The 24,474-nt window shown below is 36.7% G+C and carries 25 protein-coding genes and 1 other annotated feature; of the genes, 12 read left to right on the top strand and 13 right to left on the bottom strand.

Going from position 1 to position 24,474, the window contains the following annotated elements; all coding sequences use genetic code 11:
* Positions 1 to 83 precede the first annotated feature (83 nt).
* From AC5WOC_RS15510 to AC5WOC_RS15485, 6 genes are all read right to left on the bottom strand, one after another.
* On the bottom strand, positions 84 to 434 hold the full coding sequence (locus AC5WOC_RS15510) for a DUF1801 domain-containing protein (RefSeq protein ID WP_496056324.1): 351 nt from the start codon (positions 432 to 434) through the stop codon (positions 84 to 86).
* Positions 435 to 460: 26 nt separating this feature from the next.
* Positions 461 to 805 (bottom strand): YciI family protein, encoded by a 345-nt coding sequence (locus AC5WOC_RS15505; RefSeq protein ID WP_496056323.1) that lies wholly within the window; start codon positions 803 to 805, stop codon positions 461 to 463.
* Positions 806 to 1,015: 210 nt separating this feature from the next.
* Entirely contained in the window at positions 1,016 to 2,272 is a 1,257-nt protein-coding gene (locus tag AC5WOC_RS15500; RefSeq protein ID WP_496056322.1) for an RNA polymerase sigma factor, read from the bottom strand.
* On the bottom strand, positions 2,269 to 2,703 hold the full coding sequence (locus tag AC5WOC_RS15495) for a YciI family protein (protein ID WP_496056321.1): 435 nt from the start codon (positions 2,701 to 2,703) through the stop codon (positions 2,269 to 2,271). Before AC5WOC_RS15495 ends, AC5WOC_RS15500 begins: the two co-directional genes overlap by 4 nt.
* Positions 2,704 to 2,792: 89 nt before the next feature.
* Complete coding sequence (locus AC5WOC_RS15490; RefSeq protein ID WP_496056320.1) at positions 2,793 to 3,458, bottom strand: DUF998 domain-containing protein; 666 nt, start codon at positions 3,456 to 3,458, stop codon at positions 2,793 to 2,795.
* A gap of 37 nt (positions 3,459 to 3,495) precedes the next feature.
* Positions 3,496 to 4,308, bottom strand: coding sequence for an alpha/beta fold hydrolase (locus tag AC5WOC_RS15485; protein WP_496056319.1), 813 nt, complete (start codon positions 4,306 to 4,308; stop codon positions 3,496 to 3,498).
* A 258-nt stretch (positions 4,309 to 4,566) separates the two neighbouring features.
* Between AC5WOC_RS15485 and AC5WOC_RS15480 the strand changes: the two genes are divergently transcribed.
* Complete coding sequence (locus tag AC5WOC_RS15480) at positions 4,567 to 4,923, top strand: VOC family protein (RefSeq protein ID WP_496056318.1); 357 nt, start codon at positions 4,567 to 4,569, stop codon at positions 4,921 to 4,923.
* A gap of 77 nt (positions 4,924 to 5,000) precedes the next feature.
* On the opposite strand, the gene AC5WOC_RS15475 is transcribed toward AC5WOC_RS15480, so the two are convergent.
* Positions 5,001 to 5,720, bottom strand: a complete 720-nt coding sequence (locus AC5WOC_RS15475) for an ABC transporter ATP-binding protein (RefSeq protein WP_496056317.1) — start codon at positions 5,718 to 5,720, stop codon at positions 5,001 to 5,003.
* Positions 5,721 to 5,911: 191 nt separating this feature from the next.
* On the opposite strand from AC5WOC_RS15475, the gene mqnC reads away from it, so the two are divergent.
* Together mqnC and AC5WOC_RS15465 are read left to right on the top strand one after the other, a co-directional pair.
* A complete protein-coding gene (gene mqnC / locus AC5WOC_RS15470; RefSeq protein ID WP_496056316.1) occupies positions 5,912 to 7,021 on the top strand; it encodes a cyclic dehypoxanthinyl futalosine synthase in 1,110 nt (369 codons plus the stop codon).
* Positions 7,022 to 7,205: 184 nt separating this feature from the next.
* Positions 7,206 to 7,499, top strand: coding sequence for a hypothetical protein (locus AC5WOC_RS15465; protein WP_496056315.1), 294 nt, complete (start codon positions 7,206 to 7,208; stop codon positions 7,497 to 7,499).
* A 160-nt stretch (positions 7,500 to 7,659) separates the two neighbouring features.
* Here the strand turns inward: AC5WOC_RS15465 and AC5WOC_RS15460 are convergent, their stop codons facing one another.
* Positions 7,660 to 8,556: a LysR family transcriptional regulator gene (locus AC5WOC_RS15460; protein WP_496056314.1), complete on the bottom strand. Its 897-nt coding sequence runs from the start codon at positions 8,554 to 8,556 to the stop codon at positions 7,660 to 7,662.
* 119 nt (positions 8,557 to 8,675) lie between these two features.
* Between AC5WOC_RS15460 and AC5WOC_RS15455 the strand changes: the two genes are divergently transcribed.
* The 5 genes from AC5WOC_RS15455 to AC5WOC_RS15435 all read left to right on the top strand — a co-directional run bounded on the left by AC5WOC_RS15455 (position 8,676) and on the right by AC5WOC_RS15435 (position 14,830).
* Entirely contained in the window at positions 8,676 to 9,722 is a 1,047-nt protein-coding gene (locus tag AC5WOC_RS15455) for a YeiH family protein (protein ID WP_496056313.1), read from the top strand.
* 546 nt (positions 9,723 to 10,268) lie between these two features.
* Complete coding sequence (locus AC5WOC_RS15450) at positions 10,269 to 10,874, top strand: metal-dependent hydrolase (RefSeq protein ID WP_496056312.1); 606 nt, start codon at positions 10,269 to 10,271, stop codon at positions 10,872 to 10,874.
* A gap of 99 nt (positions 10,875 to 10,973) precedes the next feature.
* Positions 10,974 to 11,858 carry a sporulation protein YtxC gene (gene ytxC / locus AC5WOC_RS15445; RefSeq protein WP_496056311.1) on the top strand — a complete coding sequence of 295 codons (885 nt, stop codon included), beginning with the start codon at positions 10,974 to 10,976 and terminating at the stop codon, positions 11,856 to 11,858.
* A 31-nt stretch (positions 11,859 to 11,889) separates the two neighbouring features.
* Positions 11,890 to 12,112 (top strand) — a binding site (T-box leader).
* Between the two features lie 40 nt (positions 12,113 to 12,152).
* Positions 12,153 to 14,075, top strand: a complete 1,923-nt coding sequence (gene thrS / locus AC5WOC_RS15440; RefSeq protein ID WP_496056310.1) for a threonine--tRNA ligase — start codon at positions 12,153 to 12,155, stop codon at positions 14,073 to 14,075.
* A 200-nt stretch (positions 14,076 to 14,275) separates the two neighbouring features.
* A complete protein-coding gene (locus tag AC5WOC_RS15435) occupies positions 14,276 to 14,830 on the top strand; it encodes an RDD family protein (protein ID WP_496056309.1) in 555 nt (184 codons plus the stop codon).
* A 516-nt stretch (positions 14,831 to 15,346) separates the two neighbouring features.
* Here the strand turns inward: AC5WOC_RS15435 and AC5WOC_RS15430 are convergent.
* Entirely contained in the window at positions 15,347 to 16,030 is a 684-nt protein-coding gene (locus AC5WOC_RS15430) for a hypothetical protein (protein ID WP_496056308.1), read from the bottom strand.
* 168 nt (positions 16,031 to 16,198) lie between these two features.
* On the opposite strand from AC5WOC_RS15430, the gene AC5WOC_RS15425 reads away from it, so the two are divergent.
* The 4 genes from AC5WOC_RS15425 (at position 16,199) to AC5WOC_RS15410 (ending at position 19,993) form a co-directional block, all read left to right on the top strand.
* A complete protein-coding gene (locus AC5WOC_RS15425) occupies positions 16,199 to 16,663 on the top strand; it encodes a DinB family protein (RefSeq protein ID WP_496056307.1) in 465 nt (154 codons plus the stop codon).
* Positions 16,664 to 17,103: 440 nt separating this feature from the next.
* The gene (locus AC5WOC_RS15420) at positions 17,104 to 17,829 is read left to right on the top strand and encodes an ABC transporter ATP-binding protein (RefSeq protein ID WP_496056306.1); all 726 of its coding nucleotides are present in this window, start codon (positions 17,104 to 17,106) and stop codon (positions 17,827 to 17,829) included.
* On the top strand, positions 17,826 to 18,887 hold the full coding sequence (locus AC5WOC_RS15415) for an ABC transporter permease (RefSeq protein ID WP_496056305.1): 1,062 nt from the start codon (positions 17,826 to 17,828) through the stop codon (positions 18,885 to 18,887). The genes AC5WOC_RS15420 and AC5WOC_RS15415 overlap by 4 nt, the downstream gene beginning before the upstream one ends.
* Positions 18,888 to 19,117: 230 nt before the next feature.
* On the top strand, positions 19,118 to 19,993 hold the full coding sequence (locus AC5WOC_RS15410; protein ID WP_496056304.1) for an SMP-30/gluconolactonase/LRE family protein: 876 nt from the start codon (positions 19,118 to 19,120) through the stop codon (positions 19,991 to 19,993).
* Between the two features lie 122 nt (positions 19,994 to 20,115).
* Here the strand turns inward: AC5WOC_RS15410 and AC5WOC_RS15405 are convergent, their stop codons facing one another.
* The 4 genes from AC5WOC_RS15405 to AC5WOC_RS15390 are packed head-to-tail and all read right to left on the bottom strand — an operon-like array spanning position 20,116 to position 24,252.
* Positions 20,116 to 21,222, bottom strand: coding sequence for a GerAB/ArcD/ProY family transporter (locus tag AC5WOC_RS15405; protein WP_496056508.1), 1,107 nt, complete (start codon positions 21,220 to 21,222; stop codon positions 20,116 to 20,118).
* A 27-nt stretch (positions 21,223 to 21,249) separates the two neighbouring features.
* A complete protein-coding gene (locus tag AC5WOC_RS15400) occupies positions 21,250 to 21,453 on the bottom strand; it encodes a hypothetical protein (protein ID WP_496056303.1) in 204 nt (67 codons plus the stop codon).
* Between the two features lie 5 nt (positions 21,454 to 21,458).
* Positions 21,459 to 22,667, bottom strand: coding sequence for a Ger(x)C family spore germination protein (locus tag AC5WOC_RS15395; RefSeq protein WP_496056302.1), 1,209 nt, complete (start codon positions 22,665 to 22,667; stop codon positions 21,459 to 21,461).
* On the bottom strand, positions 22,660 to 24,252 hold the full coding sequence (locus tag AC5WOC_RS15390; RefSeq protein WP_496056301.1) for a spore germination protein: 1,593 nt from the start codon (positions 24,250 to 24,252) through the stop codon (positions 22,660 to 22,662). The genes AC5WOC_RS15395 and AC5WOC_RS15390 overlap by 8 nt, the downstream gene beginning before the upstream one ends.
* Positions 24,253 to 24,474 lie beyond the last annotated feature (222 nt).

Here is a 24,474-nt window from a genome sequence, read left to right as displayed (position 1 = left end):
TACGATAAAAATAAAAAACCTCATCTAATAATCAATGAGGTTTTCAAAGTATTTTATATTTTTCCATTGTTATTTTCAATAAATCAGGCGATGTTTTTTGCTATTTTTTGCAAAAGTTTTTTTAAGTGATCATAATCAAATACATGTTCTTTATCGATTTTTATGGTTTTTCGCTCCGGTTTTGTAGAATTAGAAACCATATCGCTTGGTATCTCTATATTTTCGGCATGAAAAAGAGTGAGATTTATCCAGTTTTTTGCAGGGAAGAAGATACAGACTTGTTTCCCTTCGAAAGTATAAAATGCTTGTTTGTATTTCACTGATTCCGTTACATTGGGTATTGCCTCATAAATGGTTTGACGAATATGGTTCATTTTTTCTATTTGCCATTCTTGTTCTGTTTGGTTTATATACGTTGTTACGTCTTGATTCATGGCTTATCTTCTCCAGTCTGTGTCAACTATGGTGTACAATCTGCTTTTAGGATACTGAGTTGATCTTGTAAATCAATTTCTAGGGCATATGAGAGGGATGGTTGTAATAAATTTTGCTTCTCTTTGAGTTTTCGTAACTCGATCACATATTCACAGGGAAACTCTGGTATTGGAATTTGCTGTGCCCATTCTAGTGCTTCTTTTTCCGTTTCTACTTCGATGATGATATACTCTGTAACTAGTGCATGATCAAGCGGAAAGGGACCTACTTGCATGATAGGCTTCATTGTATCAGGAGAATAGATGATTCTTGTTCCTGTACTGCTGGGATAAACCTCTTCTTTGGCAAGAAGAATATCTGCTTCCTTCAAAGCACGATGAAATGCAGTTCGTTTCTGGATATATTTTTTGCTGTGTTTTACTCCGGCTTCCGAGTAGCTCGTTGCCTTTGCTATTAATATATAACGTATAATCTTTCCCTCCTTCTAATAAGAAGATATCTGTGCGGTGTGCTCTAAAATTACCTTCTTACTATAACGACGAGTGAACGATCATAAAATCGACAGAGTATCAAAAAATGTTTATGTTTTCGATTCGCAATCTGTTATGCGTTTTTGTAACAGTTCTTTTTCGTGTTCATTTTGAGTAATTGACAAGGCGCGTTGGAATTCAATAATTGCTTCCTGATATTTCCCTAGTTTGAAAAGAAGATCACCCCGAACACTTGGCAACAAGTGATATTCTTTTAAAGAAGAATTTGACATCAGCTCATCGACAATCTGCAGCCCATATTCTGGGCCAAAAGCCATAGATATGGCCACCGCTCGATTTAATTCGACTACAGGAGAAGGGAGTACTCTTGAAAGAGCTTCATAAAGTGCAGCTATTTTGATCCAATCTGTTTCTTCCGCTGTTTTTGCTTGTGCATGACAAGCTGCAATTGCAGCTTGAAGCGCGTAAGGCCCTAATGGATGACCGGACTGTTTGCTGCGTTCTAATGCATCGAAACCACGGCGAATGAGAAGTTGATCCCATTGTAATCGGTTTTGATCTTGGAGTAGTACAGGTTCCCCTTGTGAGTTAATTCTCGTCTTCAATCTAGATGATTGAATCTCCATTAGAGATACTAGTCCATGAACTTCTGATTCATTAGATGCGATTTCAGCAAGAACTCGACCCAGTCTCAGTGCCTCTTGACATAATACAGGTCGTATCCAATCGCCATAAGTAGCAGAGTAACCTTCATTAAACATTAGGTATATTACTTCAAGTACAGTTGATAGTCGATCTCGCAACTCCTTTTCGTTTGGCATCTCAAAAGGAATATTTTTCGATCGAAGCGTTCGCTTGGCTCGGACGATGCGTTGAGCAATTGTTGATTCAGCAGCTAAAAAGGAACGAGCAATTTCATCCGCAGTTAGCCCACATAACAATCTCAGAGTTAAGGCTACACGAGCATCAGGGGATAGTACTGGATGACACGTCATAAAAATAAGACGCAGGAGATCATCGCCGATCTCCATCTCTGTATTCTCATCTATATTTATTTCTGTGTATAAATCGATGTTTTTAGCAACTTCTATATATTTTTGATCCCGAAGTTTGGCTCTTCGTAAGAAATCAATCGCCCGACGCTTGGCTGTCGTCATCAGCCAAGCACCTGGATTATCTGGAATTCCCTTTTTTGGCCATTGTTCCAGTGCGATTACTAAAGCATCCTGCGCAATATCTTCCGCAATACCAACATCCCGTAGTGTTCTCGTTAAGTTTGCAATCAGTTTTGGTGACTCCATACGCCAGATGGTATCAATGATTCGCTTTGTATCTTCTAAACTCACGCTTTCTTTTGTTCCTCGAGTTTTTGGCGTAATATAGCTTCTTTTGCTAATGTTTCGGGATTGTCGGTTAGGTCTTCTGTTTCAGATATTTGACGAAGTTCAATTTCTCCTTGGCCAAAACCATGGGGATCTGGCATCCGCATTGCCCATTGAATTGCTTCTTCTTTTGATTTCACTTCTATTAAAGTATATCCTGCAATAATTTCTTTTGTTTCCGTAAAAGGGCCATCAACAATTTTTGGTTTTCCTCCCGGTTCTGGGTAAGAAATTCGAATGCCCTTTGTACTCGGTTGTAATCCATCAGCAGCAAGCAATACACCTGCTTTTACTAATTCCTCATTATATTTTTGCATTGCATCCATTAATTCTTGACTTGGCTTCTTTCCTGCTTCAGAATCTGTTGTAGCTTTTACGATCATCATGAATCTCATAATAAATTCCTCCTATATTATCTCTATTCTATAAAACTACCATTTTTAATTTAAGTATAGAATTCAATTTATAGAAACAATAAATAATTTTATATATATCTTGCAGCTTCATTGCGCAATCTTATTGAAATTACAGATACCCAACCAAAGGCGATTAGCCCTGCAATTCCCATAATAACTCCAATCCAACTGCTCATACTCATTCCTAAAACAATTAGTAAAGGAGAAAGGATGCCTGTTGCGATACAGTAAATTTTCCATCCGTGTTCATTAATCGAAGAGAATCTCCGGACAAAAACAAAGCAAGCGGCAATCAAACAAATAAATGCAGTGAAGAAAGCAATAGAATGAAGTGCAGCATGGAAACTCATTGATGTTGGCATTCCAGCAGGAGCACCGGAAGGAAACCCAAGACCAGGATCTGGATGGAATATTCCTGCCATGATCATACCAATACCATATACACCGATGAGAATGGAACCTGATATTGCGCCTTTGTTATTTTTTAATATTCCATGTACGCCAATAGCAGTTAACGATGCAAGAAATCCAGAAATGATGAAATTACTACTTTGAATCCATCCTAAATCACCTAAAGTAAGAGTGCTGATTGCATGACGTCTAATATCGAATCCGGTTCGTGTGAACATCTGCGCGATGGATACGACATAGAATAGTGGAGTAGAAGTAATTCCAGCAATTAGTAATAATCTCATTATAGTAGTATATCTCTTTTCCATATCAATTTTTTTCATATTTTTTGTTCTCCCATCTGTGTTCATGTATATTTCCTTAGTTGTTTGTTGAAAAGAAGGACAAAAGCTCATTGGCGATTTGTTTTGTGTTGAGTTTTTTAGTATGACCAAGCCCTTTTTTGCTCACTAACTTGGCATTTGGGAGTATATCAACTAATGATTGAGCACCATGACGCAAGGTAATTGGGCTTTCACTGCCTGCTAAGACGACTGTTGGCATGGTAGCATTGTTCCATGATTCAGCAGGCAAAGGCTGTCCTACCATATATCCGTCCATCAAAGCAGCATCGTAGGGAAGAGTGTGGGCAACCTCCATCAATTTTGACCACACATTTGGCATGAAACGCATGATGCCGACAATAAGAGACGGAGCACCCATTCCTTTTGTCATAAAATACTTGATCGCTTCGGCTTTACGATTAATATTAATAAGTTTTTTTACATGTGCTGCGAAATCTTTTGGTGCAACGTGACCGATTGTATCAACGATAAAGGGGGGTTCATGCAGTGCTAATTTTCCGATGTTTGCACCTTTTTCAGCAGCTTGTAAAGCAATTACTGCTCCGGAAGATAATCCCCAAACATATGCAGATCCACCAGCAGCTTCGATCATTGCTTGTAAATCTTCCACTTCACGTTCTGGTTCATAAGGTTCGGTAGCTTGACTATCTCCCCGACCACGTCGATCGTAATTGTAAACGGTAAAGTGCTGTGCTAATTGATCGGCCAATTCTAATTGTGCTGGAAATCTCCGATAACTAAAAGCTCCGGTAACGAATATAAGTGCTGGTCCTTGACCTGCCTTGTCATAAGCAATTTTTGTGCCGTCGCTTGAAATAGTAAAATGCATGATAACTTCTCCTTTGTGTTTTGGTGTAAAATCGTGATGAGTCCCTTTGGATATCTGTGAAATTCTGCTCTTTATTAATACGACGATCCAGTTATGACAAAATCGACACATAGAGAAAAATAAATTTTAAAAAATAATTCCTTCAATTCTCTACCTATTATTTTCCTTTGAAATTCAGCATGAGAAAAAGCTTTATTCTCTATCAATTAGAAATGAGATAGAGTGCCTATTTAATTTAAAAGAATGGTGAAGTAGACTATGACAGTCAAACGAATTATTTATAATATTGCAACCCAAAATATTTCTGCTGCAAAAAGCTTTTACCAAGACATTTTGGGACTTGATTTACTTATGAATCATGGATGGATAGCAACATATGGTTCAAATGAAATGATGAATATCCAAATTAGTTTTGCAACACAAGGAGGATCAGACACACCAACACCTGATCTATCCATTGAAGTGGATGATGCAAATTTTGTTTACAAACAGATGAAAGAAGCTGGATTTCCAATAGAATATGGACCAACTGACGAACCATGGGGTGTTAGAAGGTTTTTTGTGAGGGATCCTTTTGGGAAATTAATTAATATTCTTACACATCTAAGTGGATGAAACAGTTAATAGAAAATTAAATTATTATTTTATAAGCTAAAAAACCTCCCAATTTTGAAAGGTGGAGGCTTCATGTTTTAGATTTTTTCATAAGGAATACAAGTAGGTAATCCAGTATGAGGTTCAACGATAATATTTGCCTTTACTTGAAATACATCTTTTAGCATATCATGTGTTAGCACCTCTTGTGGGGAGCCTTCTGCATATATTTCTCCCTGTTTGACAGCAATGATGTGATCTGCATAACGTGCGGCATGATTCAGATCATGTACAACCATCACAATGGTGCGGTTTTCATTTCGGTTTAATTGTTGAATTAGGGTAAGTATATCCAATTGATGAGCGATATCTAGGTAAGTAGTAGGTTCATCTAACAGAAGGTAGGGTGTTTCTTGGCTGATTGCCATTGCAATCCAAGCACGTTGCCGTTGACCGCCAGATAATTGGTGAACGGCTTTATCTCGATAAGTTATTAAGTCTGTCTTTTCTAAAGTTTCTTCGATAACAGCATGATCATATTTACTAAGGTAACCAAAGCCTTTACGATGAGGAAACCTCCCAAAAGATACCAATTCTTGTACCGTTGTACCTTCTGGAGCTTCAGGCAATTGAGGTAAAATAGCGAGTTGTTTCGCTACTTGCTTTGTTGATTCCTTGTGAATCTGTTTTCCATCCAAGTAAACTGCTCCGGCGCTTGGCTCTAAGATGCGTGCCATCGTTTTTAAAATAGTGGACTTGCCACAACCGTTTGCTCCAATGATTGCGGTGATTTTTTCTATTGGTATATGCAAATTCAATTGATTGATGACAAGGTTATTTTGATATTGAACAGAGATGTTCTCAGTATAAAGCGGAATAATTTTCGCCCCCCTACATGATGTTCCAATAAAAACCTATCAGTAATGAGAATCATTGTCAATTATTTTTGGGATGGCTATGTTAAAATGAAAGGTGATTATCTAGTATAGAAAGGCTTGGGAGTGTTACGATGAACATTGACGATATATTAAACCGTGTACGAAATGGTGAACGCCTTAGTCTAGAAGACGGAATTGCACTTTGGGAAAGCGATGAAGTAGAAAAAATTGGAGCCGCAGCAAATGAAGTGATGGAACGCCTGCACCCAGAACCAATTACTACATTTGTTGTAGGCCGAAATATTAACTATACCAATGTATGCGATACTTATTGTCGCTTTTGTGCATTTTACCGTTCTCCAAATTCCGATGAAGGGTATGTTTTACCAGACGAGACAATCTTACAAAAAATCAAGGAAACACAGGATGTAGGTGGAACTGAGATACTAATGCAAGGAGGTACCAATCCGAATTTACCTTTTTCCTACTATACAGATCTGTTGAAGAAAATTAAGCAATATTTCCCTGATATTACTATGCATTCGTTCTCACCAGCAGAAATTATGAAGATGCAGGAAGTATCTGGTTTACCACTGGAACAAGTGATTCGGGAATTACATACTGCTGGTCTTGATTCCCTTCCTGGTGGTGGAGCGGAGATCTTAGATGATCGAACACGTAAAAAAATTAGTAAATTAAAAGGTTCGTGGCGTGATTGGATGGACGTTATGCAGACTGCCCATCGAATAGGGATGAAAACAACTGCTACGATGGTCATTGGTTTTGGAGAGAGCATCGAAGAACGAGTACTGCATCTATTGCGGATTCGAGAAGCACAAGATGAAACGAAAGGTTTCCTAGCTTTTATTGTGTGGACTTTCCAGCCAGACAACACCAATATGAAGCGTGAAAAGCTGTCTCCGCGTGAATATTTAAAGGCTGTAGCAATCGCTCGTCTAATGTTAGACAATGTGCCGAATTTCCAGTCTTCTTGGGTTACAATGGGTCCGGAGATTGGTAAATTGTCTTTGCAATATGGATGTAATGATTTTGGCAGTACAATGATGGAAGAAAACGTTGTATCTGCTGCTGGTACAACTTATAAAGTGAATATCAATCTTTGTTTGCAATTAATACGTGAGGCAGGGAAAATTCCAGCACAGCGCAACACGCGTTATGAGACATTACATGTATTTGATGAATCAGAAGAAGTAGACAAAGATTTCGTGATGCAAAACTAGAAATTTATGAAAAAAAGAGGTTCAAGAAGAATGAACCTCTTTTTTTGTTTGTATTTTCGTCTACAATACAAAATATTACAATTACAGCTTTCATTTTGTAGACAACTTAAAGAACCAAAATAGACGAAAGTAGTGTAGAATAAATAGCGTTACCAAATCGTTTTACAAGAGAAAGGTTAGCCTCATGGCTATCGAATTGGGTATTCCTGTAGATACAAGCGAATTTGGCGATATTTGGGCAATTGAAGCGGATTTTTTTGCCCGTGCCCATGGAGAGCTTAAACAGTATACCATGGAAGTAACCGAAACAAGTGTGATCATTCGCAAGAAGAAGCAGATTTTTGCGGAGGTAAGCTGGGAGAATGTCAATGGAAAGAGGGTTCTCAGGCAAAGTCACAATGTCACTATTGATAGTAATGGACGAGCTGTGGTATCCCACAACAAAAAGAAACTTTATACTATCACTGTTCACGATTAATGGTTACTTGGTATACCAGTCTGAGCGGTTTCTTCAGCTCAGACCCCGAAAATAAGAGAAAATATATAGATTTCGGTATGATCCTCTTAGGGTAGCATTCACCACTACCATAAGAGGGTTTTTATACATCAAAAAGTTTCTTACTATACAGGCAATAATCTTACATTTCCATCTTCTTAGCAAAATATTCCCGAAGTGTCTGGATAAATGTTTTTAATCCCATTGTTTGATAGGTGTTATTGGTTATGATAGAAAAGTATCGTTTAAAAGGTAATCCTTTTACTTTGATTAATTTCAAATACTGATGGCGTAAATCTTTTTTTATCGCCCACTGAGATAAAAGGGAGATACCAATCCCAGCTTGGACGGATTCTTTAATGAGCTGGGTACTCCCAAACTCCATATATTTTTTTGGTTTGATTTGGAATTGATGAAAAAATTCATCTGCCGCATTTCTTGTACCCGATCCTTCTTCCCGTATAATCCATGTTTCTTCTTCTAATTCGGATATAGTTATTTCTCTTTCCTCTTTTATCAGGTGATGATCACAAGAGGCAGTTATATACATGTTATCTTCTGCGATGATTTCTGTGGCTAACGTTTTTCCTCTAAATGGCCCTTCGATAATGCCAATATCCAATTGATGACTTGTGATAAGCTCTATAATCTCTTTTGAATTATTAATGGTTATAGATGGGTTAATGGTTGGATATGTTTTCTGTAATTTTGCAACGATATAAGGCAGAATATATTCCCCAAAAGTATAACTAGCACCAATGGTGATCGGACCAGTAGCTCTATTGATACGTTCGTCGACCAAAAACTGCATTTTTGTATACAGACCTAATATTTCTTTGGCATAATGAAATACCATTTCACCTATTTGATTCAAGCGAACATATTTATTTGTTCTTTCTAATAATTTTGCTCCAATGGAATGTTCCAATGCTCGTATATATTGACTAACAGCTGGCTGAGTTAAATTTAGATCTTCGGCAGCTTTTGAGAAACTTTTCTTCTCTACAACTGTAACAAATACTTTTAAATGATAATCCATGGATAACCTCATTTCTAAAAGATTCATATGAATTTACTTATCATAGTCATTACTAGATATTATTTTTCTTATGCATAGAACAGGAGTAATCTGATTGTAAAAAGAATAGAGGAAAAATCATGGAAAATCAAAGTCAATTAACAAAAGAATATCACATACCAAATGGGAAGCCTTCTTTTAAATCTACTCTGTTTTGGTTAGGTGGTATAGCTTTTACGTGTATAATAGCTGTATTTGGCTTGGTTTTATCTATGCTTCCATGGCTGGATCATTTAAGCTCTTTGGCTTGTGCCATTATCGTTGCTGCTATTTATCGTCAATTTTTCGGTTATCCAGAAGTGATTCGTAGTGGTATTCAATTCTCTGCTCATCGTTTTTTGCGATTTGCTATTGTTTTATATGGATTGAAATTAAATATGACCATTATCTTAAATCAAGGATGGATACTTCTAGTGAAAGATATCGGTGTAATTATTTTCGCGATTTTTGTAATGATGTGGATTGGAAAACGATTAAATGCAGATCCATCTATCTCCCTTCTTTTGGCAATCGGTACTGGGGTATGTGGTGCAGCGGCAATCGCAACGATGTCTCCGATCTTAAAAACAAAAGAAGAGGACACTGCGATTAGTGTTGGTATGATTGCCTTTGTTGGAACAGTGTTTTCTATCATCTATACTATTTTATTTCGTTATCTTCCTATTTCATCAATGCAATTTGGAGAATGGAGCGGGATCAGTCTCCATGAAATAGCCCAAGTGGCTTTGGCAGGTGCTCCAGCTGGTCCTAATGCTTTGGCTGTAGCTTTGTTAGCTAAGTTAGGTCGAGTTTTGTTGCTTGTTCCTTTGAGTTTTCTTTTTCTTTATGGAATAAATAAAAAGAAAGTACAGGATGCGAATCAGCCAAAAATACCATTTCCATGGTTTTTAATTGGTTTTATATGTATGAGTTTATTTGGGAGTTATATTCTTGGAAAATATGTCCCAGTTTCATCCGATAGTTTAAAACACTTTTCGGATTTCACCTCTTTTCTATTAACAGCTGCAATGGTTGGTCTTGGTTTGAATATTAGTTTTAATGATATAAGAACAAAGGCATTTAAGCCTTTTCTAGCATTGATTATTACTTCTCTTATTCTATCCTTCTTGACATTTTGGATTGTTTAAAAAGGAAGGGTGAAAAATAATTTACAGTATTGGTAGTCATATATTTTACTTGGATAATTTTCATTTTTGGACACATTGGGACAGCAGTGTTGCTAATAAAAAGCAAATTATTTCATTGGTTTTCCAGTCTGCTGATTATATTAGGTACTCCTCTATTTGGAATGCAGTTGTTTGTTCCTGTCTTTGTTGAAACAGTAGGAGCAATTCTATTTGGATTTGGGTATTTGTTAGTTGGTATAACCTTATATAAAAAAGTGTAGGTCTCAAGAAGAACGAAAAAAGGTCAATGAATTGACCTTTTTTCTAATCTCCACTTGTTAACAAGGAGGTTAAAGTATTAATTTTGGCATTAAGTCTAATTTATATTGAATATTATGCAAAAAATGAAACAACAAGTCTTCCCATTTACAGAAGTGAAATTCCACTCGCTCCTAGCAGCACCTATCATGTTCTCTCCCTATTAGTAATATATTAAGTCTTCTATATTTAAAAAATGTGTAATATTATATGAATAGTTCATAATTTATACATAAAAGGGATGACATCATGCAAGGACAGACACATTTACGAATTGGTTTGGCTACTGGAGTTGCCGTAGGTTTTGCGACAAGTGATTCTTTTCTTTCACTTACAGCAACCGTTGCTGCTGCAACAATTGCGGCCATGCTTCCAGACATTGATGAAGATGGAAGCAAAATTAATAAATGGATGTTTTCTTCATTAAATCGGAAGTGGAGGTCGCTTGCTTTGGCAAGTGTAGGAGTTATCATTTGTTTGTTTTATTTTTTTGCCCATCTGCCTTTATGGGTATTACTGACAGGTATTTATTGTGCAGGAGTTGCCTATGTTCCACATCGAAGTGTGACTCATTCGTTTGTTGGGATGGCTTATGTTCTGTTGGTTATTTATCTGGCTCTACCTTCGTATGTGTATGCGGTAGCAGCAGGATATTTTTCGCATTTAATAGCAGATGCATTTACAGTGGCGGGAGTTCCTTTTTTTTGGCCATATTCAAAAAAGATTGGTTTGAAATCAGTTGGATTAAAAGTACGTACAGGTAGAGAAACGGATAAAATTTTAGGAAGAGCTACTTTATTACTCGCTTGTGTTGGATATGTTTATCTGCTTGGGAAAATGTATTTAATCGGCTAATCAAAAGGGCTTTGCATCTTTCTGTTCTGTCAATGTATACCTGCCAATTGTTTCCCATATACTAAATCAGGATATACCAGACAGAAAGGGGGGGCTTAAGTGGATTATACCATCAGCATACCTCAAGCAAATGCTTATCGAGCGACTGGTTTGTTTCATCATTTAATGAAATTGCCAAAACGTATGGAGAAGTTGGATGTGTATTGCGAAGTACATGAAAGCAATTCCATTGATCGATACTTTTATATCATTCAATGCAAGTTAAAGCGAAGGTCCCAGGAACGTGAAATCAGACGTGTGATAAGTGAAGAATTATCTTTATACATTTGCAGTTACTTTGAAGAGACTTTGATTGTAGAAGCGATCCAAAAACATTATCCACAATATTATGATCGGGAAATAGAACAAATTAAAGTACATACCAATCGATTGTTTCAAAAAAATACCCATACTTATTTCCGGACTCCCTATAATAAAAGAGAAGAGAGGTTACATAAGCCGATTTTCCATTTTTTACGGGAATCCAAATTACTTGCAATTGATGGATATGTTCGTTTCCGTCTTGATTTTTATCGCAAAGCACTGACAAAATGTGTACATGATGCAGTAGACCAATTTTTATTGGATCAAGAGTATCAAGATTTTATTTCGCTTTTAAAGTACTTTGTTTCCGTACAGGAATCCAAAATCGATCTTGTACATATCATGCATCGTGGAGTGAAGAAATTTGATTTACTGGACGCAGAAGGTGAAACACTGCAATTAAATGATGGGGGAACTCTTCAGGAAATAGTAGAACATTCCTTTTCTCATGAAGATTTAATCGTTAGTACGCTTTTGACCATTGCTCCAGAAAAAATTATTTTGCATACAAAGTTTCCAGAAGAAAATATTATTCGAACTTTATTACAGATCTTTGAGTCTCGAATGATAAAATGTACTGGATGCAATACTTGTGGGACAGCAGAAACGCTTGACTTATAATCGATTCATTGGTTATAATTCAAGCAACTTTTTATTTGCTGTGATGAGGATATGTTTTTTACTTAATGGTGATAAGAGATAGGGGTCTCGGCTGAAAGCCCCTTCGCCCGCTGAAGTGAAAAATACCGCCTTGGAGCTGAGATAGGGAAGTAATAGTATCTATCTCCGGTAACACACCGTTATTTGTGCTTATGAGAACTTATGGATTTAAGTTGAAGTAGGGTGGAACCACGAGACCAACGCTCGTCCCTTTTGGGATGGGCGTTTTTTATGTTGAAGAGGAGTGAAAGAAACATGTTAGTAAAGTTACCTGATGAATCTGAACGCATATTCGAAAATAAAGTTACGGTGGATGATGTCGCTGCATCTATCAGTAAGGGATTACAAAAAAAAGCGATCGCTGGTGTGATTAATGATCAGATCGTTGATTTGAGCAGAGAAGTACCAGATGGTGCAGAAGTGAAGATTTTAACTTTGGCAGACAAAGAAGGTCTGGAAGTATACCGTCATAGTACGGTTCATTTGATGGCGCAAGCATTGAAGAGATTGTATCCAGATGTAAAATTGGGGATTGGACCAGTAATTGAAGATGGATTTTATTATGATATTGATCTTTCTATCAGTTTGTCTCCAGAGGATTTACCAAAGATTGAAGAAGAAATGAAAAAGATTGTTAAGGAAAATATTCCTTTTGAACGAAAAGTTGTTTCGAGAGAAGAAGCAATTCGTAAATATGAAGAGATAAATGATCATTTAAAATTGGAACTGATTCGTGATTTACCAGAAGATGCTGAAATCACTATCTATGAACAAGGTGAGTTTTTTGACCTTTGTCGAGGTCCGCATGTTCCTTCTACAGGACGACTCAAAGCATTTAAATTGCTCAGTATTGCTGGTGCTTACTGGAGAGGCAGCTCTGATAATCAAATGCTGCAAAGAATTTATGGAACTGCATGGGAGAAACAATCGGAGCTCGATGCATATTTGGAACGTTTGGAAGATGCAAAACGGCGGGATCACCGAAAACTCAATAGTCAGCTTGGTATTTTTTCACTTGTTCCAGAAGTCGGCCAAGGGCTGCCGCTTTGGTTGCCAAATGGAGCAAAAATTCGCCGCGAGATCGAACGATATATCGTGGATTTAGAAGAAAGTCTTGGATATGATCATGTGTATACCCCGCATTTGGCAAATGTCGATCTCTATAAAATATCTGGGCATTGGGACCATTACCAAGAAGATATGTATCCCCCAATCAAGATCGATAATGAAGAATTGGTATTGCGTCCGATGAATTGTCCGCATCATATGATGGTGTATAAAAGTGAAATGCGAAGCTATCGCAATCTGCCCCTTCGTGTAGCAGAATTAGGTACTATGCATCGTTATGAAATGTCAGGAGCACTATCTGGATTACAGCGGGTGCGATCCATGACTTTAAATGATGCACATATATTTTGTTTACCGGAACAGATCAAATCCGAATTTAAGCGTGTTGTGGAGCTGATTTTAGAAGTTTATCGTGTTTTTGGCATCAAAGATTACTTCTTCCGTTTGTCCTACCGTGATCCGAAAAATAAGGAAAAATATGTTGATAACGACGAGATGTGGAATGTATCTCAGTCCATGTTAAAAGAAACGATGGATGAAATGGGCTTGCCTTATGTAGAAGCAGAAGGCGAAGCTGCTTTTTATGGACCAAAACTTGATGTTCAAGTACAGACAGCATTAGGAAAAGATGAAACACTATCAACTGTGCAATTGGATTTCCATCTTCCTAATAAATTTGAGCTGGAATACATCGGAAAAGATGGCCAAGCACATCGTCCAGTTGTTATTCATCGCGGAGTTGTTGGTACGATGGAGCGTTTTGTAGCATTTTTGACCGAATACCACATGGGCGACTTCCCGCTTTGGTTATCACCAGTTCAAGCAAAAGTACTTCCTGTGTCAGCGAATTTCCTTGAGTATGCAGAAGAAGTGACCAAAGAATTAAAAGACGCAGGCATCCGAGTGAATCTCGATGATCGAGATGAGAAACTAGGATACAAAATCCGTCAAGCAGAAATGGAAAAAGTTCCTTATATGTTTGTAGTAGGAGAAAAAGAGAGAGAAGCTGGATTGGTAAACGTTAGACGACGTCACTCTAAAGAGCAGACAGCGGAAGGATTAGAAGATTTGAAGAAGCGTTTAAAACAAGAAATCAAAGATAGAGTATAGGAAAGGAGCGGCAGGCTTACTGTCGCTCTTTTATTTTCGTGAAAATTTTGCTTATTTTGCTGCGAATCGTGAACGTGGAAGGTTGGACTGAAAAACCCAGTTGCATATAGATTGAAATTAAAAAAAGATGGTTTTGTTGAAGTTGTTGCTGTGGGAAATCTCTATAGTTATGATAGAAATCTAAGGGGGATAAGACAGAATTGCTAAATTCAACAGTACAAAGAAATTACAAACGAAGATTTTATGCTTTATGTCTGGATTATTTATGTATCCTCGGTTATGGGATTTTATTAGGGATTGTATCTATAACTTTTCATCCTTATTTGCGTTCTTTATTTTCTACAGATCCCCAAACTGCTGAATTAACTGGATTTATCCTTTTGACTTTACCAGTAATGAGTTATTTCACTTGTTTGGAGTCTTCGAGAATGAAGGGGACTATTGGAAAAAGAAGAATGAACATACAAGTTGTGAATAAAAATGGAGAACGGATTGGGATCATAAGATCCATCGTCCGCTCTGTAATCAAATTTTTTCCTTGGGAACTTTCCCACTTCGCAATTTGGCATATGTTACTGCCATCACATGTTTCTGAATCTATAGTGAATTCTGCATTAATTACTGCGAATATACTGTTAATTTTGTACTTTGTGGTTCCTTTGACAAATAGGGAACAAAAAAATGTATATGATTGGGTATCAGGAACAATAGTAGTCGCTATAAACGAAGCGGCAATCTCTGATATAAGAGTATAAGCAGACCATACCTTTTTAAGGCTGGTTGTAAATTGAAAAACAAGAGAAAGGTACTCTTGTTTCATCTTCTCCCTTTTGACAACTCCATACGGCTAAAGCCGTTGGATTCTTGGGACGATAGCCTCATGACTATTTCATTACCAAGCTAACCCCGTGCGCCCCACGGTTTATGTTTGTTGTTTTTTCTTTGCCTCGCGCAAACTTGGTTTTCGTCTGTCGCGACTATACATATATTACTACAAGAACGTTTGTTTATAAACCTATTTTTTCCAAAGGTTGAACTGCTGAAGGGAAATTCCTTCCCCTCGTTCAACGCTCGCTTTCATCCCACGATTTAAATCGTGGGTTTTCTCGCTCGCAATGCTATAATATAGAGAATCCCCCATTTCTAAATGATTTGAGGGTTTCCAGAATAGATCTGATAAATTGGACTGACAAAATGGAAATAACTAGACAGATATTAAATATACCCATTTTTGCTCTGTCTATGCTGAATAAGAGCTAATGCAGAGGGATTTAACTGATTTTGTGGTCATGTCGATTTATTTCTACAATCCTATTTTGTACATAGTGTATATGGGTTCCAGTTTGTAGTATTTGGTCTAATGTAGCATCTTGATTTGCTAAATAAATATGCCATTCAGATGAAACATTACCCACTTTCAAATAAATACTGAATGTATAAACTTTACCAGTAGCAAGAGAGAACTGAAATTTGAAAAAACCTTCTTCTCGATCATTTTCTGTTATCAACCGTTTTAAATAAGACAATGGAACTTTTGTGTTACTTACTTCACCATAAACTACTCTTTCAGGTGTTCCTGTCTCAATGATCTCATAAGAATATGGCTCTATTTCAGGGATTTCATTTACATTGATAAAGACAAAATCATCAATAAATGCAGGGATTGGTTTTATATTTGCTAAAGTAAAATAAACGACTTTCTTTTCATTGCCATTATCTTTAATAGCAACTTTGGGGTGCAACTCGATTTCAAGTGCCTCTTTTTCTCTCCTCCTTGTCTCTTTCTCTTGCCTTTTTGTTTCTCTAACTAGTTTTAAAGCGATTTTTGCGGTCCAAAGAGTTGCTAGAGTGCCAATCAATTGTCCCGCTGCCATCCACATATTCCAATCTTTCCAATTCCTTTTAGAAAGCCAATCTAAAACATTCATAAGCCATTCATAAAATGTATGTACCATGCCAGACAACACTCCTATAAGTAATTCCAATATTCATGATAACAAATAATATCATAACTAAAACTGATTATTTTCATCGGAATTTCGTGATGGTTGCTTTGTAGAATGCAATGTACACTTTAGATATGAAAACGAAACACAAAACAACTTATCAGGAGGCGTTTCATCATGACACAATCAATTATAAATACAGGAAAAGTTTTGCGGCAGATTCTAATTGGACAACTTCAGGGAGTATCGGAAACTCAATTAGATATTCAACCAGAAGGATTCAATAATACGATTCGCTGGAATGTCGGTCACATTATTTATTGGATGGATAAATATTCTACTCTATCATTTGGTTCTGCTTCGACCATTCCAGCTAAATATGAATCGTTGTTTAACTCTGGAACAAAACCAGCAGATTGGAATATCGCTCCTCCATCGAAAGACGAGTTAATCAAACTATTAGTGGAACAGCTTTCCCAGTTCTCCGAGCTATCCCCAGAATTATTGGATAAGGATCTCCAATCTTCATTTGAAATGGGACCATTCCAATTCAATACTGCAGGAGAGTTGTTCAACTTTGCTTTGATGCACGAAGCGATTCACCTTGGAACGATAGCTAGTCAAATGAAATTGATACAATAAGGATGATGAATTCTGATTTTCATTTAACATCACTCCCAAAATTCAACGACTCTAGCTGTATGTGGTCAAAAAGGAATCTTAGAAGAATACCAACAAAAGCACATGGATGTGTTAGATAGTATATAGGACAAAAAATCACCGCTTACATCTGAGGTGATTTTTTTGTTCTATATTTGAAATTTAATGGCTCTTTTTAATTGCATAGTATACTTGTAAATGTTTGTATTTAAATTACAGGGAGAGATGGTTGTCTTATTGTATAAATAATTGTTGTTTATAAATTATTTTATATGTTCGAGAAAAATAAAGATCAACCTCTAGTATTAGCAGAAATACTGTTTGTTGAGTTTTGGTAAAGATTATTCTTTGCTAGTGTTCCATAAATAGAGTATTATGAGTATAAAGTGAGTGATTACTCACTTACAGTAAGGAGGTATACTATGAAAGAGACTATCGCGATAAAAAAAGTATGCAAAAGGTTTGGCAAAAAAATGGTACTTCATGACATCAATTTTCGTATGGAAGAAGGACAAATATACGGTTTTATTGGTCCTTCTGGAGCTGGAAAAACGACATTGATTAAAATGATTGTAGGTATGGATATTCCAGATAGTGGTTCTATTTATGTTTTAGATGAGAAAGTGCCTAATCGAAAGCTATTACAACAAATTGGGTATATGGCTCAATCGGATGCTTTGTATACAGATTTGACCGGCCAAGAGAACCTTACGTTTTTTGCGTCTCTGTTTAAACTGAATAAGTCGGTAATGCAGAAAAGAATAACCTATGTAGCAGAATTGGTTAATCTAACAGAAGACTTAAAGAAAAGAGTGTTTGCTTACTCTGGAGGCATGAAGCGTAGGTTGTCTCTTGCGATAGCATTGATTCAAAATCCTAAGATTTTAATTTTGGATGAGCCGACAGTCGGAATCGATCCTGAATTGCGATTTAGTATATGGAAGGAACTTGTAAGATTAAAAAAAGAAGAAGGAAAAACGATTATTGTCACCACACATGTCATGGATGAAGCGGAAAGATGCGATTATATAGCCATGGTTAGGGATGGGAAACTCATTGCAACTGGTACACCAAATGACTTAAAAAACCAGTACAAATCCAAAAGTTTTGATGAGGTATTTTTGTGTGCAGGGAGGAAAATACAATGAGAGTCGTTGCTCTTGTCAAAAGAATTTTCCAGCAAATGTTTCGGGACAAACGGACTCTAGCACTGTTATTTATTGCTCCTTTGTTGGTATTAACGCTGATGAATTTAGTTTTTAATGGGAAAACGGTTAAATCTACTTTAGGAGTAGAAAATGTTAATTTGTCTATAATCAAACAACTAAAAGATGCAGACATTCAAGTGATAGAATTTAAAAGTGTTTCGAATGTAAATAATGTGATGAAAAAGAATAATTTAGATGGATTTTTACAAATCAACAACGGCAAAGTGACGATAACTTTACTGAATACGAATCCTACCAATGCGAAAAGTCTGCAATTGAAAGTGAAGCAAACACTCAGCACACAAATACAATTCCAACTGATCCAAAAAAGTGGGATAAAAGTGAAATTACCTCTTTCCGATATGATAACAAAGTATGTGTATGGAAGTAAGGATAGTGGCGTGTTTGACGTATTTAGTCCAATTTTAATAGGTTTTTTTGTCTTCTTTTTCGTTTTCTTAATTTCTGGAATAGGTTTATTAAAAGAGAGAACAACAGGCACATTAGAAAGATTAATGGCAACCCCGATTCGAAGGAGCGAAGTGGTTACTGCATATTTAATAGGATTTGGAGCATTTGCAGTTTTACAAACAGTTATTGTTGTTTTTTACGCGATTCATGTATTAGACATTGTGTTAGTTGGGTCGATATGGAATGTAATCCTGACAAACTTGATTCTTGCTCTTGTTGCCCTATCTTTAGGAATTCTTCTATCCTCATTTGCAGCTTCCGAATTTCAAATGGTACAGTTTATACCAATCGTAGTAGTTCCGCAAATATTTTTCTCTGGGATTTTTCCACTTAACACGATGCCGGATTGGTTACAAATCATTGCAAAAATAATGCCTCTCTATTATGCAGCCGATGCTCTGCAAGGTGTTATGTACAAAGGGGTAGGCTTTTCTGAAATTAACAATGATATCTATATTTTAATAGCTTTTGCTCTCGTATTTATTATTTTGAATTTATTTGTTTTGAAAAAGTACCGAAAGATCTAATACAGTAAAGGATATTCAAATATCACGCATTTCTGTAACAAAATTCTATGGTGTAGTAATTTTGCACTATCCTTAAATTTTTTGAGCCATGTATTCCGCTTTTGACATCATTTTTGTATCCTCTCCTGCTTGTAGTTTGCAATATTATTACTATAATTCTATCGCGATTAGAAGATGTAATGATGTACGTTAATTAGCATAAATATATTTGAGGGAGAGAGGGATTAAAAATGCTTTCAGTAGATTTGGTTCTAGACGCAAAAGCGGAACTTGGAGAAGGACCTAGTTGGGATGCATGCAGGAAGATTCTTTACTGGGTTGATATTACTAGGTATAGATTACATGTTTATAATCCATACACTAGAGAACACACTGTTTTTAACACTGGTAAGTATATTGGTGCTGTAGTGCCAAGAAAATCCGGTGGGGTAGCTTTGGCAATGCAACATGGTTTCTATGCTTTTGACTTCGAAACATTGAAAATGACACTGATTGGCACAGTGGAATTAGATAAGCCAAATAATCGGTTTAACGATGGAAAATGTGATGCGTTCGGACGTTTTTGGGCTGGTACCATGAGTCATGACTATACTCCTCATGCGGGAGCATTATATGTACTCGACACGAATTGGACAATAAAAAAAGTTCTTGACCGTGTAACTATCTCAAATGGAATCACTTGGAATCCAAGCAGTTCCATCATGTATTTTATTGATTCCATTACTAGAGAAGTAATGGCATTTGATTATAATTTGACAACTGCAGAGATGAGCAATCCAAGAGTTGTTGCTAGATTCAAAGATGAAAGTAGTATGCCTGATGGGATGACATCTGATGAAGAAGGTATGTTATGGATTGCAGTTTGGAATGGTCATAGCTTAACACGATGGAATCCTCACACATGTGCACTGCTAGAAAGGATAAATATTCCGGCTACTCGCCCAACTTCTTGTGTATTCGGTGGTAAAAGTTTAAGGGATCTATACATTACCTCAGCACGTATTGGACTAGAAGAAAGTATATTAGGAAATGAACCCCACGCAGGAGGGTTGTTTGTTATGAAAACAAATGTAAAAGGTTCGCCTACTTATGCTTTTGGAGGATAAGCCATTTTATAAAGAGCAACTTTTGCTTCAAAAAACAACCTCTTTAGTTCAATTTTGGATGCATCAGGTTGATGATACATGGATGATAAATGCGGGCAATCTGAGTCCTAGACGTACATTCTTTAAGATAATTTTTCTTTAGCAAATTTCCTTTTGATTAGTGCCACTCCTAGCAAAAGTAAGGGAAAAATAAATCCAAATGTCAAGGCATAGAGCGGCCAAATAGTAGTATTAAATGAAATAAGATAACTTAAATTAGGAATGATGATGATTGATAATGCAAATAAGATCATGGCCATTGGCAGTATAAGCGGTCGATAATCGGAGAGATTTAACGTTTGGGAAAGACAAACTACTGTTATATAAAAACAAATGGCTATCTTAAAGAAGATGGTGATAAACCAAATGAGGGCAATTATAGCTTCTATCCTTTGAATAAATTCACCTATTTCAATTTTCTTTGCTAATTCAAAACTTGCATAGATATCGTTAGCGGAGCTCTCAGCGCCTAAAACTAAAATACTTACCAAAGTAATGGTTAATAAGACAAGCCCGCCAAGCAATGTTCCGGTAAAAAATGCTTTTCCTGCTTTTTTTGGATTTTCTACACATGGGAAAATCATTAGTAATAAGATTAATTCCAGAAAGGGAAACCCAATATAAGGGAATGAAGATTTTAAAACAGGGATTACTCCTTTTGCTAGTACGGGTTGAAGGTGTTTCCATTCGAATTTAGGGATCAGCAATAGGACGAATATGAAAAAAAGCGAAACTATCCACGGAAAAAAGAGATCCGCAGTTCGGGCTATATTGGAAATTCCATACCGAACCCCAATTACCACAATACATAAGTATACAATGTGGATGGCCGCAATTGGCGTTTCCGGTAACATAGATGCTGAAAGAAAATCACCGAGATTTCGCAGGACAAGCGTGTTTAGAATAAGGGAAAACGAAAAAAATAGAATGGAAAGGATGGTACCCAACCGTTTTCCTAAAATTTCTTTACTTAATTCTATTAAGGTCTTTTCAGGAAACATATGGGCCAAAATACTATAAAGCCAAACTAGCAAAAGTCCAGCACTCATTCCAATAATAGCGGAAATCCATGCGTTTTGTTTGGCTTCAGCAGCGAGTAAGGAAGGAATCAATAGGATGGAGGTACCAATGATGTACATGCTAATCATTTTTTGAAATTGAGCGGCATGGATTTTTTCTTTTATAACCATTAGCAAAAAAACCTCTCTTGTTCCTTGTTAATATCCATACATTAATTTAATCCATTCTAGTGGAGTCGGAACTTCGATTCCGATACTTATGACGATATTTAGTGATATTCCAGCAAGCAGCAAAATAGAAAATGTATATAATTCTTTTCGTTTTTTTTGTTTGATAAGAGATGGACCTTCAATTGCTGCAATGATGGTTCCAACTACTAGAGTAATGATAGCAAACCACACTGTATTTACTCCTTCATTCTTTCCGATAGAGATTTTGAGGTTTTATACATTTGTCGAATTTTTGATTTTACTTCAACCTTTACTTCGATACCGGAAAATACTTGATCCCAATTCTTTTTCACTCGTTCCCAATATTCAGGGGAACTTCTCTCGACTTCTTCTCCAAATCCAAAAATATCCGATTTATATTTTTGTTGTACGGTATTTATCGAAGAGACGATAGAGTTTTTAATCTGTCTTTCCGTAAGTTGTTCTACTAGTGTGATGGTGGATGGTGTTGTAAAATCCATTTCACATTGTGCATCACTAATAACACCTTCTGTTTTTAATTTGAGATGAATTACCGGTTTATCATGCTTCATGGTCACATTTGTATCATTTTTTGTGCGGAGTAGTTCTACCGTTATGTTTTTGCTGCTGTCTTTTGGACAAGTTAGAAGGACAGAAGTACTTTTTATGTTTCCTTGAGTGTAATTGAATCCAATACTGTCAGTCTGATTTAACCAACCAAGTAGTTTATCTTTTTTAAAAACAGCCAGCTCCGAGTAGGATAGTCTGAGGGGGGTAGAGATTTTCTCTGCATTTTCATTCTCATTTAGAAACTTTTGATCACCAGTTATTTTAATTCCTGATAATACTGGTTCTTTTCCCTTGCTGATAATAGTAGAAATAAAGTCGTCAATTTTAACTGCTGTGGTTTCTCCCCATGCTTTGGATGAGACTTCAAGGGCAGATTTCAGTTTCTTTGCAGGTGTCTTTTCCAGAGTTGTGAACACTTTTAAAACATCTTGCGCTTCATGATTTTTAGCTATTGCCACATAAAAATCTCTTCGATATTCATGGTCTCGTATGATGTGATCTAGAACCTTACTTAATCCCTGTTTGGCAAATTCCTCTCCAAAAACGAGTATTTGCAGTTGCCCGACGTATATTTTTCTTGTGACTCGATTTGTCAATTTTCTTGCAGCCTCTTGTATCCCTTCTCCTTTTGATTGAAACAATACAACAGGAGCAATATTGGAATTCTTTTGTCCTGAAATGGCTTCTGGAATAAGGATCTGATCTGTCAATAAAATTTTCTTCCCTGCTTTATCCACTCCAATTGCCACCGCAACTGCCAGATCATTTAGCTCGCGACGATTCCAGCATCCAACGATAAGTATCGTACAGATGATAAAAATAAATATCTTGATGAACCTCTTCGTATTAACCACTTCCTTCTGGCTCTGATTTCGAGGCAGACGAACTATTTTCTCGATGTATATTTTGTTCCTTTGCGATTTTAGGACGTTTTGTCATTTTCCACCAAGGAACACGCAGATACAAGGAATCTTTTTTATCTTCTGAATTGGCGGGAGCAAATGGGTATAAGAATGGTAACCCAAAAGACCGCAAATTACAGTTACTTTGGATATGTAAAATGAAACCTGCGACAATACCAAATAAACCAAAAGAAGCTGCTAGAGCCATAAATCCAAAACGTAAGATTCGAAAGGCGATCGCCATGTTATAAGAAGGAATCGTGAAACTGGCAATCGCTGTGATAGAAACCACAATAACCATCGCAGGGGAAACGATACCAGCTTGAATTGCTGCTTGACCAATGACTAACGCCCCTACAATAGAGATCGCTTGTCCTACTGCTCTTGGTAAACGGGTTCCTGCTTCACGTAAAAGTTCAAACGTAAGTTCCATCAAAAATGCTTCAATGAAAGCTGGAAATGGTATTCCCTCTCGTTGTGCAGATAAACTGATTAAAAGCTGAGGCGGCAGCATATCTTGATGAAAGGTTGTAATCGCAATATACATAGAAGGGCCTAGCATAGAAATAAACAGAGCAAGATAACGAAGCAAACGTAGGAGGGTGGAAATATCAGCACGTTGATAATAATCCTCCGCTGTTTGGAAAAATTGGGAAAAAACAGCTGGAACCAAAAGCACAAAGGGTGTTCCATCAACCAAAATAGCGACTCGACCCTCTAATAATCCACTAGCAATGGTATCCGGTCTTTCGGTATTATATATCGTAGGAAAAAGTGTAAATGTTTTATCTTGGATTAACTCTTCAATGTATCCGCTTTCTAATATGCCATCTATTTCAATGCGTTCGATTCGATTCCGAACTTCTTTAACCACTTCCTCCTTGACAATGCCATTGATATACATAATGGAGACAGGGGTTTTTGTAACACGACCTACTTGGAAATTCTCAAGCCATAAATTAGGATCTTTGATCTTCCGACGTACTAAGACGATATTGGTGGCAATATTTTCGGTAAATCCTTCTTTTGGACCTCGTATGACCGTTTGAGAAGTAGGTTCCTCAATTGCGCGCTGTTCCCAGCCTCTAGAAGTGAGCAACAAGCAGCGATCATATCCTTGACATAAAAGAACAGTATCCCCAGATAAAATTGCCGTTAACAGGGTGTCAAAGTCCGCCGTATCTCGGACACCACCGATTGGGAGTAATAATTTTTTTATTGTGTCTAGCACATCTTCGTCTGATGATGGTATTGAGAGAGAATGATTGTCTTCGTTATGTGACATTAAAGGTTCCATAATAAATTGATTGACTAACTTAACATCCGCTAGACCTGAGGTATAAATAATTGCCACTTTGTCATTACCGAAGTGCCATTCTCTTACTATGATATCTGGGCTCTGCCCAAGGGATTTTGTGATTTGCTGGATATTGTCTTGGAGTTCTTTTTTTAGACCATGTGCATCAGTATGGTTGTCTTTCTCTTTCGTTTTAGTTATCTGAGAACGCTTGGTTTTGGTATAAGATATGGGTTTCATTTGTAAATAAGCTCCTAGAAATAACTTAGTATCCAGTTTTCCTATTAGTTAATAATTGTATACACATTTTGGAAATGAGAGGTGTATGGAAACATAAATAAACGTTTTTTATTTGTATGCAACTGGGTATGGGATTGCATTGATTAATAAAATAGTTTCGGCACTTGATCACTGGACACGTCTTGGTTTCATCTGATCGAAGCTAGTTTTTTGTCATTTCCA

This window comes from Shimazuella sp. NTD247, assembly GCF_059510415.1.
Note: the sequence above shows the minus strand (reverse complement) of the source record. Positions and strands in the feature narration are given on the sequence as shown.